At 68.1% G+C, this 10,689-nt stretch carries 10 protein-coding genes; all 10 read right to left on the reverse strand.

Going from position 1 to position 10,689, the window contains the following annotated elements:
* Positions 1-133: 133 nt before the first annotated feature.
* Positions 134-1,756, reverse strand: a complete 1,623-nt coding sequence (locus ACIPSA_RS50885) for an ISAzo13 family transposase (protein WP_402649037.1) — start codon at positions 1,754-1,756, stop codon at positions 134-136.
* A 215-nt stretch (positions 1,757-1,971) separates the two neighbouring features.
* A complete protein-coding gene (locus ACIPSA_RS50890; RefSeq protein WP_402649015.1) occupies positions 1,972-3,639 on the reverse strand; it encodes a hypothetical protein in 1,668 nt (555 codons plus the stop codon).
* 480 nt (positions 3,640-4,119) lie between these two features.
* Complete coding sequence (locus ACIPSA_RS50895) at positions 4,120-5,439, reverse strand: hypothetical protein (RefSeq protein WP_402649017.1); 1,320 nt, start codon at positions 5,437-5,439, stop codon at positions 4,120-4,122.
* A 170-nt stretch (positions 5,440-5,609) separates the two neighbouring features.
* Complete coding sequence (locus ACIPSA_RS50900) at positions 5,610-5,816, reverse strand: hypothetical protein (protein WP_385165136.1); 207 nt, start codon at positions 5,814-5,816, stop codon at positions 5,610-5,612.
* Positions 5,809-6,294 carry a hypothetical protein gene (locus tag ACIPSA_RS50905; RefSeq protein WP_402649020.1) on the reverse strand — a complete coding sequence of 162 codons (486 nt, stop codon included), beginning with the start codon at positions 6,292-6,294 and terminating at the stop codon, positions 5,809-5,811. The genes ACIPSA_RS50900 and ACIPSA_RS50905 overlap by 8 nt, the downstream gene beginning before the upstream one ends.
* A 63-nt stretch (positions 6,295-6,357) precedes the next feature.
* Entirely contained in the window at positions 6,358-6,606 is a 249-nt protein-coding gene (locus ACIPSA_RS50910; RefSeq protein ID WP_402649023.1) for a hypothetical protein, read from the reverse strand.
* A 299-nt stretch (positions 6,607-6,905) separates the two neighbouring features.
* Complete coding sequence (locus ACIPSA_RS50915; protein WP_402649026.1) at positions 6,906-8,084, reverse strand: DUF932 domain-containing protein; 1,179 nt, start codon at positions 8,082-8,084, stop codon at positions 6,906-6,908.
* Positions 8,085-8,202: 118 nt separating this feature from the next.
* Positions 8,203-8,715, reverse strand: a complete 513-nt coding sequence (locus ACIPSA_RS50920; RefSeq protein WP_402649029.1) for a hypothetical protein — start codon at positions 8,713-8,715, stop codon at positions 8,203-8,205.
* A 93-nt stretch (positions 8,716-8,808) separates the two neighbouring features.
* Positions 8,809-9,168, reverse strand: a complete 360-nt coding sequence (locus ACIPSA_RS50925) for a hypothetical protein (RefSeq protein ID WP_402649031.1) — start codon at positions 9,166-9,168, stop codon at positions 8,809-8,811.
* A gap of 92 nt (positions 9,169-9,260) precedes the next feature.
* The gene (locus tag ACIPSA_RS50930; protein WP_402649034.1) at positions 9,261-9,632 is read right to left on the reverse strand and encodes a hypothetical protein; all 372 of its coding nucleotides are present in this window, start codon (positions 9,630-9,632) and stop codon (positions 9,261-9,263) included.
* Positions 9,633-10,689 lie beyond the last annotated feature (1,057 nt).

A 10,689-nucleotide genomic window follows, 5' to 3' on the forward strand; every position in this document is an offset into this window, starting at 1 on the left:
GACTCCGGCACCACACCCGCGACGCCAACCGTCCACTGATCACCCTCGGCATCATGTGATCAACCAGGACACATCACCTGAACGACGCGGCCCTGGGGCCTGCCGATCAATAACTCGTCGATCTTGGTGGGGATTACGGGAGGGCGGGGTCGTGCCCGGCGATCGCGGCGAGTTGTTGTGCCGTGGTCACGGTGAGGGCGCCGGCCGGGACCTTGTGCCCGAGCGCGGTGAGCACGGGGGTGACCTCCTGGAGGGTCGCGCCGATTCTGCTCTTGGCCAGGCTGGTCGCCTCGGCGAGAACGGCGTTCGTCATGGACCAGCGCCTCTTGAGGAGGAAGACAACAAGCTGGTCGGAGACGGAGAGCCGTCTACCGCCGGCGCCGGGGCCGCCGTCGGGGCGTTTCCCGGGCAGGAAGATCGGCGGGTGCTCGGCACACCAGGCTCGGTAGCGGACGGCGAGATCGTCAAAGGCGGCGGGCTCGAGTCCGGTGAGGCTGGGGTGCCGCAGCCAGGCAGGGAGCTTGTCCCCGGTGGGAAAGCGCCCGAACCCGGCGCTGGGCGGGGGCGGTTCGGGAGCGAGCGGTTCGGGGCGCAACGTGTAGTTCCACGTGCCGTGCCACTCGTGCGGCGTCAGGGGCAGGCGCTCCATGACGGTGTCGGGGACGGTGACGCCGGTGGGGTAGGCGCCGGGGTCGAGCTCGGCGTGCACGGACAGCCCGCTGTGTGTCGTGGTCGCTCCGATGGTGCTGACGACGACTTCGTGGCTGGTCAGGGGCCTGCCACGCCAGTTGATGCTGATCTGTGAGAACAGCCGGTGCTCTATTTTGTTCCACTTCGATGTTCCCGGCGGAAAGTGACAGACCGTCACATCAAGGCCCGACTCATAGGCGAAATCGGCGAGTTCCTTCTTCCAGGCACGCACACGGTAGCCGTTGGAGCCTCCGGCGTCGGCGGTGACCAGCAGACAGGAAGCGTGCGGGTAGCGGCGGCGCCCCTCACCGTCCCACCAGCGGCGCAATGTGGCCACCGCGAAGGCGGAGGTGTCCCCATCGCAGCCCACCGACACCCAGCCGGCATCCGCGCCGATGTCGTAGATCCCGTACGGCACCGCTTTCTGGGCGCCCTTCTCGGGGAAGTCGTGTGCGCGGACCTGCACCGGCTGCCCGGCGCGATGCCATTCGCGTCCGATGACCGCGTAGTTGCCCAGCGTCTCCTTCTTCTTGGCATCCACGCTGATGACCGGCTGCCCGTCGGCGAGGTACGCCGTGACCTGGTCGTTGATGTAGCGGAACTGGGCATCCCGGTCCGGATGCCGGGCCCCCTCGGTCGTCCTCGATGTGCCCTGCAGGGAGAAGCCCTCCGCCTTCAACAGCGCGGCCACCGTGTCCGAACCGACCCGGTGCCCCTGGCGCGTCAGCTCGGCCGCCAGATTCCGGGTGGACTTCACCGTCCACAGCAGCGGAGATTCCGGGTCGCCGCGCTGGTCCGGCTCGACCAGCGCCAGCAACGCGGGCACCAGCCCCGGATCGGCCTCCCGCAAGGGCTTCCGACCCGCGCCCGGTGCCCGGACCCGGCCAGCGGGCTCCTCCGCGTGCTCCAGCTCCCGCTTCCCGCGCGACACCGTGGACTCCGCCACCCCGGCCGCTCCCGCCACCCTGCGGATCCCGCCGTGACCCAGAACGCGGGCCACGGCACCCAGCGTCAGACGCTGCTGGCGCTCATCGAGATGCGGCAGCAACAGCCCGAACGCATCCACCAGCTCTGCCTTCGTCCCCTCCGACACCCCCGCATCCTACGACCCAACAGCCCACAAAAACCGAAGAGTTATTGATCGGCAGGCCCCTGGGCGTTACGGTCCGTCTTCAAACAGATCTTGCCCAGGAGTAGGTACGACAAGACCGCCACCTCTTACGAAGCAGCGGTCGGTCTGTTGTCGTTCCTACTCTGGGCGAGATCTATTGAGGACGGTCCCTAACGGCAGTACGCGCCGCGGCCAAATTCGACGTATCGCGCGTTGACGTTCGGTGCTTTGGTGCCGCCGATATAGCCGTAGCCCGTGGCGTCGAAGTACCTGCCGCACGGTGAGTTCCTGCGGACGGTGAAGTAGTCGCCGAAGCGGTTGTTGTCGGGGTTGTGCGTGGCTTCTGCTACTTTCCGGAAGACGAATCCGCCGGGTCCATTGCTGTACTTGTCCTTGATCCCCACCGCTGCGGTGACGGCCGGTCCGCCGCCTCCATTCCTGCCACCGACGGCGATGGCCAGGCCCTGGTCTCCAGAGTCGTTGACGCCGACGGCCGGCAGGCCCGCGCACTGGTCCGCGAAGGCGATGACAGGTTGTTGGACGAGCGTCAGGTCATTCGGGCGCTTCCCGAGGCGGAACTCGGCGCCGACGATGTGGGCGTTCGAGTGAGCGGCGTCAGAGTCTGTGGGCACCCAGACGTTCACTGCGTTCTTGCTGATGGCCGTCTGCACATTGAATCCCTCGATGCCTGCCGCGAATTCACCGGCCCAATCAGTGTTGTTCACCCCGCCCCGGCAGTCGGGGTCGCCGAAGGTCATGGCACCGACGTCGTGCAGGGTTGAGCCGACGGCCGTCGAGTTGTCGGGCCAGCTGAACACTCGCCACTGAGTGGGAGTGTTGACCCATGAGAAGTACATGACCTTCCCGGCGCCGCTCCCAGGGACCAAAACCCTCTGGTTGTCGCCGTTGGTGACGTTGATGGTGCGCCCAGAAGCGACGTGGCACGCGGCGAGCTGGTCAAGATTGAACCGACTCATCGCCGCACTCAGCCATCTTTCCTCTACCGTTGACCCTCGGTTGGCGCTGACGTACAGGAACTTCTTGCTGAGGCCCAGATGCGGGAAGTCAGCAAGCACGTCGGTTGCGGCCGGGTCGAGATCGATGTCGTAGTAGCAGTTATCCGGGGAGGGAATGCTACGCCTCACGAAAATGCGTACGATACTGTTTGTCATGTCCGTACGGTCGTTCACATAGAATGCGCTGTGGAACGTGACGTCCCGCGTCTGGTCGTAGACGACGTCGGTGTCACAGCATGGATACGGCGCTTCGGCTGGTCCCGCCGGGTATGGGGCCGCACAGGAGTACGTGGCCCCGCGGTCCGTGGAGAATTCCTGGTGTTGGAAGTTGCCGGTGTAGTAGACGTTTCGTCCATCGTTCGCGGCAGCCGGCTCGGCCAGTTTGGATGCTTGGCCACATGCGTCGCCAGTCGCAACGTAGTTGCGGTTGTTCCGCGCGATGACGAGAGCGTTCGAGGCGGTGGGGCCCTTCGCCCGGGACGAAACGTCCTCCACCCGGGATCCAGGTGCTGTAACCGGAGGCACTCCTCGTTGGCCGACTGACCGGGGGACTCGGGCGGCCATTCGCTGGCGCTTCTTGAACAATGCGTCCTGCATGGCCTGCTGCTGCTGGGACGTCAGGGGAGCCGCAGGCTTGAAGTCCTTCGCTAGGGTTGGCGTTGCCGAGGTAGGCGCCGACTCTTGGTACACCACGTGAGTCCCGTTGCTCGGGGCCGCCTGTGCCCCCGCAGAACCGGTCCAGGCCACGGGCAGCAGCATGGCCAAAGCCATCAGCCCGATGCGCCAGCGTCGTTTGAAAAGTGCCTGATACCTGGTGGTCATTTCACCAATCCTTTCGCTCGACAGGCTCCCCGGCGTCGGCGGGACGCTTTTCCGCCGACCGGCCGAAGCAGGGTAGGCCTTCGACCCGATGAGGATGTGTCGCGGTCGAAGGCTGCCGGATGTCGAGCAGTCGTGAGGATCGTGCAAGCACGTGCAGTTCCAGGACTACTGACACACTGTTCGGTTCTTGCTTCTCCACCCGTCCGGCGCATCCAGACGCGCGCGTTGGAAGCGGCCAACGAAGACTGACAACCAGGTAGGCAGTTCCGCTCACCCAAGTCCGAGGGTGAGCGGGACTCTGTCGTATCCGGCCCCTTCCGCATGACCCGCATGCGGCCTGGGTGGCTGGTCGCCCCCTGGCGTTGTTCGCACGGCTGATTGGTGGCTGGCCTGCGAGTGTGCTGTGTCCGCCCGCCTTGGCGATGAGTGGTTCGAGGCGTGGCCCCCGTGTCTGGGGCTTAAGGCAACCCTCAGGGCCGTTCAGCCTTGTTCATCCTCGTACTCTCGGCCGTCACCTGAACTGCTCTGGACGTCGTCGGACGAGAGTGAATGAGACGGAAACTGAGACGGGGCCGCCACCCGTCCATCGGTGCGGTAGTCCCTTTGGGGTGGCAGTTCAGAGGCATGGGCCGAAGCTCCGCGCTGCTCTTCGCGGGAGTGGACAGGCAGAAGGTCGTGAGGCATGGCAAGCGCGCCTGCTGGCCGCTGAGCAAGCCACCCTGAGCGACGGTGCGGCGGGGCCTCAGTGCGGACATGCCTGAAGCCCAACCGCTCGTAGTAGGAGTGCAGCGTTGCCTCCCCCGCCCGTCCGGTTCCGCGTACTGCGCGGCGCCGTACGGGCGGGGTTGCAGGGAGCCGGATCCCCCCGGTTCTACAACGGCGCGCGGCCCCGGTGCTCGAACACCGGGGCCGCTGTTTTGGGCCGTTCCCACCTGAGAGGAGCACGACCCCATGAAGTGCATCGTTGCTGGTCACGAAGCCGTTACCGCGTCGGAGTTCGCGGAGCCGGCGTGACCGCTGCTGGGTGCGCAGGGAGTCGGCTTCGGCCTGCGCGCGGCGGGCGTGTTCGTGCTCTCGGGCGGCCGCGGTGAGGCAGTACGGGGCCCACCACTGCTTGACGTCGACGGTGCGCGCCAGCGAGTCGGGGAGGACCGAGTAGGGGAGGTCGGCCAACATCAGCAGCAGGACCGGGTGCGGGGAAGCGAGGAACCACCGGGCGACGGTCCACCAGGCGGCCACGGCGGCGCGCCGCGCGGGGTAGGCGGCGCGGGCCTCCTTCTCCAAGCGGGCGGCTTCGGCCTGGTGGTGGGCGGCCGACCAGGTGAGGAAGCGCAGCAGGGCGGGGGTGTCGCGCTGCCGGGAAAGGGTCAGGATCTCCGGCAGGTCCTCGCGCTGCGCGACCTGGGCAGCGCAGGCGCGCAGGTCGGCGGTGAGCGTCGCTGCCGTCTTCTCGGGCGGCTCGTGTCCGTCGGCGGACGTCATCGGATACACGCTGACCTGGGGGCGGTCGGCGTAGTCGTCGGGATAGAGGGTCAGGCTGCCGTGGTAGCCGGTGCGGCTGCGGGTGAGCCGCGGGAGTGCGTCGTCGGGGGCGGTGGTCTGGTAGGCGTTGACGGGGCCGAGACAGGCGCGGACGGCGGTGAACTGGTCCCAGTGGTGGGGGTTGGTGGTGCCGGTGACGTGCACGCTGCCGCGCATCGCCCCGCCCAGCTCGAAGACGACGGCGTCGTCCTGGCGGGGGCCAGCCGTGGCACGCACGGTGCCGGCGGGCGTGTCGACGGTCAGGCTCGGGCTGGTCATGGGCTGCGGCTCCTCGGTTGCCGGATCGGTGAGCGGGGACGTGCCGCCCCGCGCTCGCCGAAGGGGAGGGCGCGGGCGTCGGGACGGCAGGTCTTCGGCCAGTGGCGCTCTGGCCGGGGCGGGCCGTCCGCCGCCCCAGGGGGAAAGGGGCGGCGCACGGCGTCTGTGGGCTACTCCTGCGGCGGCTTGTGACGGCGCAGGTTGTCCCGCTCGGTCAGGGACACTTCCTTGCCGCACGGGCATTCGCCGTAGCGGCGTCCGTGCAGGTGGAAGAACTTCGGTCCGGTGTTCTTGGCGTTGACCGTGCGGATGGTGCCGGGGACCGGGGCGGTGTTGGTGCAGTAGCCGTTGGCAGTGACGGCGGGGGTGTCAGCCACGGGGGCTCTCCTCGTCGGTGTCGGGGATGTGGGGCAGTTCCGGGGCGTCGTGGACCAGGCGCAGCGGCGCGATGACGTCGGGGTGGGGAATGACCGCCTCCTGGAGTTCGCGGCGGTCCATGGGGTGCAGCCATCCGTCCCGTACGTTCCAGCCGCAGGCGCGCGGGAACGGCTCGTCGGCGGTCGTGGCCACCAGGACGGCGCGCCGGATGGTGCTGTACTCCAGGGCGAACGTCAGCAGCGCGAAGAACCGGAGGTAGCCCTCCTCGGTGTGCTTCACCCGCAGCGGCGACGCCCCGACGGACAGAGTCAGGTCGGCGGTGACGATCGTGTCGTTGGTGCGCTCGGCCACGATGTTGAACTGGTGGCTGCCCTCGCCGAGTGCGACGAGTAGGGCGGTGAGCGCGTTCATGGCGCGGCCCATGGCGGCCGCCGTGGCGGCGTCATCGGGACGGATCAGCTCCGGGCGTGCGGGCATGCGGGCTCCCTGCGGCTGGCGTGGCGTGGGGGCTGCGCCCTGACCGGGGCGCAGCGGTGGTGATCAATTCCAGTTCTCGGGGGCGGTGCGGAACCGGGCCTTGAAGGCTGCGGCCTCCTCCTCGGTGGCGGGGCGCCAGTCGGCCGTCTGCTCCGCGAGCGAGCGGAACACGGTCGACTCGACGATTTCCCGGTGGTCGTCCGCGCTCCGGTAGGTGATGTGGAACCGGTCAACGGCCGTGATCTGCACGGTTGGCGCACCGTCCCGGTGGTGATCCCAGGAGATGTACTGACCTTCCGCGAACTGGGGCATGGGTTTTCCTCCGTACGTGACGGGGCGGTGAGCACCGGCGGCCGGCGCACGTGTCGTGTGGCGCGGCGGGGTATTCCTGGGCGCGCGGTCTGCTCCGCAGACACGTCGCGCTGCCGCTACGCGGCAGAGGACGGGGCGGGCGCGCTCCGCGCTCCCTGACGGGTGGGGGAGCGCTCCGCGCTCTGGGGCCGGGCGGGCACCCCCGGACGCTCGGGAGGGGTGCCCGCCCGGCGCTTGGGCGGGGCGTGGGGCCCGTGCGGGCCGGGCTCGGGGAGGTTCCCGGCCCGCACGGGGGTCTGTCAGCCGTGCGCGGCGGCTGTCGTCAGGGCGGGCAGGGCGAGCGCCTCCAGGGCGGCGGCCTGGTCGGCGTCGGTGAGGGTCTGCGCGGTCGACGTGATGGCCTGCATCACGCCCCCGGCAGTCATCTGACCGCCCCTCACGAAGTGGGCAAGGATCACGTCCTTGGCCTCGGCACCGATGCTGAGCGTCTTGGTGACGTGCTCGATGGTCTTGGTCGGCTCGTCCAGCGTCTTCCCGGCGGCGGCCTCCACCTGGCGCACCTTGGCCTCGACGTACTCCCGTGACAGGAACGTGCGGACGGCGTCGGCGGTCTTGGACGTGATCAGCTCCAGCGTCTTGCGCTGGGTCTGGCCGGACCAGGACAGAACGCCCTCGTCCTGCTTGCCTCCGAGGTGCACGGCGCGCATGACGTCCTTGGTCTCGGTCAGGCCGTTGCGGCACACCTGGATGACGGCGCGCGGGGTGATGGTGTACGCCCCGGAACCGACTTCGCTGTTGGTGATGACGAACCCTGCGGAGATCACGGGCAGTTCGTCACCGCTGCGTCCGTCGAACGGGGAGCGGTAGCCGCGCAGCAGCGCGGGGGCCTGGATGGCGACCGCTTCGGACTCGACGCGCACGTACATGCGCCGGTCGGTCAGGTCGCACCCCGTGACGCGGGTGGGGTGGCCGGACTGCTTCACCCCGTCCAGGGCGGCCAGCAGCATGTCGAAGTTGTCCATCAGCTTGTAGCTGTCGGACAGCAGCGCGCGGGCCACGCCCTCGGCGGGCGGCATGCCGGGGCCGCTGTCGCCCCGGAACGCACGGAGCATGAAACGGCGCTCCGGCTCCTCCCGCAGCCACGCGTTCACGTTCTCGTCCAGCAGCGGGACGTTCTCGGCGCGCATGCGGCGCAGGTAGGCGAGCGGGATACGGAGCTTGTCCGCAATCCCTTCGTCGGCCACGGCGGTGGGCCGGTAGATGCCGTCGACGTCCGTCACACCGTCCTCGGTGATCAGGGACTCCACGCCCTCGACGTGCACGTTTCCCTCACGGAAACGCAGGGCGGACGCGGGGGCGATCACGTCCAGCTTGCGCCGGCTCTGGTCCTCCAGGATCCGGACCAGGTCGGAGAGTTCGGCGTTGCGGGCACCGGTGGGGGCCACGTTCGTGGCGCGCTCGGCGAACTGCTGAGTCATGCGGTGTTCTCCCCTTCGTGTTGGCTTCTGCGGTTCGGGGGGCGGGGCCACCGCCCCCCGAACAACTACAATAATAGTGTGTATCGGAGGTGAGTAAACCCACCCCTGACCAGCACACTTAGCCCATGACGCGGAAAACTGGCAACGGCGTCAGGCTCGTGCGACGCGCACCCGTGACCACCGTTACGGGCGCAACGCCGCGCATCTCGCACAGGTCGTAGCGCATCTCCGGCTCCTCGCCGAACGGGTCGGCGTGCACGTGGATCGCGCACACCCACAACTCGCCGTGACGCTGGGTCACGCTGCCGTGATAGTCGACCTTCTGCCACAGCGCGGGCCCGGAGTACTGCGGAGGCGACACCCGCGCCATCAGCTCGGCGAACGCGCGCGTGACGGTCTCTCGGTCGACCGGGACACCCGCCACAGCCGGGGCGGTGTGACCCGTGCGCACCCCCATCGCCCAACCCAAGACGAAGAACGGCACCACCGCGTCCAACTGCCCTTCAGACACGCCCAGGGCGTCAGGGTCGCTCACGCTGCGCGCCAACTCCCGCAGCGCGTAACCGGCCTGCTCGTCCTCCGCCTGCGTCACCGGCTCGCCGGTCCGGCTCACAGTCTGCGTCTCTTCCATGATCCCTCCAGCCGGGGCCCGGGAGCTGCCAACGCCGCGGGCCCCACTCTGATTTGGGAGTGGCGGACTCGTTCAGCCACTCCGCCATTTCCCCTAGCGGCCGAAAATGGCCACGATGTATTCCGACCAGTGGTAGTGCTCGAAGAACGGGAGAGGCACGAGTGCCAACAGCCCGGCCAACAGGTAGTCATCGACCTTGGACCACGTACGGTAGGCCGCGTGGCTGACGCTCTTGCGCCACGTGATCTCGCACCCGAAAGCGCTCGGGTGGAATTCGCGGTGAATCCGCCCCAACTTCCCTCCAGGACGCGACGCGTGCACGTGGTGCACCCCGTCGGCGTGCTGGGCGATCCTCTCGAATTTCCGCGTCTGCCCGGCGGCTGCACCCGTCTGCACGCGTAGGGTGCGGCCCGTCTGGATTTCCTCGCCGGTCACACACGAAACGAGCTTCATGATCAGTTCCCCTTTTCCGATCACGTGGTGTGTGGCCCCCCGGGGGAAACAGCGGAAGCCTTCGGCTATTTCCCCCGGGGGAATTTTGCGGATTACTTCAGAAATCCGCGAGAGCTGAGGAATTCAGCCGTGATGTGCGCGACTCCGCGCGGCTTGTAGATCTGCGGGAAACGCCGCATCTCCACTTCGGTGCGCCCGGTCTCGTCCGGCTCCGGAAGCTGGTGAACCAGCCGGTAGGGACGGTCACCCGTCGGCATTTCCAGCACTACGGGGCCTTCCTTGGTCTCGAAGCGAATTCCCGTGTAATTCGCGTCGGAGTTGTGCACGATGCTCGCGCCCGCCCTCTGGCAGATCAGGGGCAGGAAGTTCGCGACCGTGCGGGCCTGAATTGCCAGACTGTTCATGGGTGCGTCCTTACCGCCGTGCACCCGACGGACGATCCCGTCAGAGATCTGGATCTCCACGTCTTCCCCTTCGTTGGACTTCTGCGGTTCCCGGGGGTCGCCTTCCCCAGTACTTCAAATAATAGTGGATATGATGGGGGAGGGGAAGACGCTGTTGCGCCCCGTGTTGCGCTCTGAGTTGCGCCTGATGTTGCGTCAGGTGTTGCGGTGGAGGTTGCGCGGCCTGGCGGCCGGCCTCCACATCACCCCAGGTCAACATCCTGCGGGCGCGTGGTCGGGGGCCTGACATCCCCTCTGCTGCCACTTTCCCGCGCCCGTTGGAGGACGAGTGAGGAATGGGGGCGGGGCGTGGGCGGGCGGCGGCCTCGGGGATCGGGTGCGGCCTGGGGTTCCGCTGCGCGTCGGCTCCGCCGCCGCGCTGGGCCGGTGTGGCCCGGGCCTGTCGGCTCCGGGGTGGCGGGATGGGTGAGGGTGCGGCTTCCCACCCGCCGGCGCGGCCTGGAGCTGACGGGCGTTGGGTCGCCCACGCTCGGCGCTGACTCTGGCCACAGGTTGCCGGAAAGACGCGATCAGGCGTACTCTCACCCGCGCATAACACAGTTGAGGACAAGGAGAATTGAAGGTAGATCAGATGAGGATCCCGGGAGAGATAATCCAATTCAAACGGATGATGTGTTCGGCCGAATGCCGGTGTCATGGAGATGACGTTTCCATTGACGCCGAAGTGACATTTTCGGCGATTTTCGAATTTGAGGGGCGACAGGGCAGATTTCCAGAATCTATCCGCGCTTCAGTTTGATGCACATGACTCGGACTTCCCCCATCCCGCCCGAGCAGCACCGCCCCTGTCTCCTAGGTGCAGCCCGAAGGGCTACAGCGGGGGAGCGGAGCGGACCCGTATTTAGGCCCGGAGCGAAGCGGAGGGCCATGCGGGGGCGCAGCCCCCGCTAGCTCCGGGAGCGCAGCGGACGGAGCGTCAACCCGATTGCGAAGCAGTCGGGTTGCGGGACAGCGGAGCGTCCCGCAGGCGTTCCCGCGCGCGCGGGAACGCAACCCCCGCGCGCAGCGCGGGGGTTCGCTTGCATCGCGCGCAGCGCGATGGGACCCGCTCCGCGGG

The organism is Streptomyces sp. NPDC086549, assembly GCF_044746205.1.
Taxonomy (GTDB): domain Bacteria; phylum Actinomycetota; class Actinomycetes; order Streptomycetales; family Streptomycetaceae; genus Streptomyces.

Excerpts from the sequence above, each read along its gene's own strand:
- ACIPSA_RS50890 (WP_402649015.1), bottom strand. The coding sequence starts at position 3,639 with ATGACCACCAGGTATCAGGCACTTTTCAAACGACGCTGGCGCATCGGG.
- ACIPSA_RS50895 (WP_402649017.1), bottom strand. The coding sequence starts at position 5,439 with ATGACCAGCCCGAGCCTGACCGTCGACACGCCCGCCGGCACCGTGCGT.
- ACIPSA_RS50905 (WP_402649020.1), bottom strand. The coding sequence starts at position 6,294 with ATGCCCGCACGCCCGGAGCTGATCCGTCCCGATGACGCCGCCACGGCG.
- ACIPSA_RS50910 (WP_402649023.1), bottom strand. The coding sequence starts at position 6,606 with ATGCCCCAGTTCGCGGAAGGTCAGTACATCTCCTGGGATCACCACCGG.
- ACIPSA_RS50915 (WP_402649026.1), bottom strand. The coding sequence starts at position 8,084 with ATGACTCAGCAGTTCGCCGAGCGCGCCACGAACGTGGCCCCCACCGGT.
- ACIPSA_RS50920 (WP_402649029.1), bottom strand. The coding sequence starts at position 8,715 with ATGGAAGAGACGCAGACTGTGAGCCGGACCGGCGAGCCGGTGACGCAG.
- ACIPSA_RS50925 (WP_402649031.1), bottom strand. The coding sequence starts at position 9,168 with ATGAAGCTCGTTTCGTGTGTGACCGGCGAGGAAATCCAGACGGGCCGC.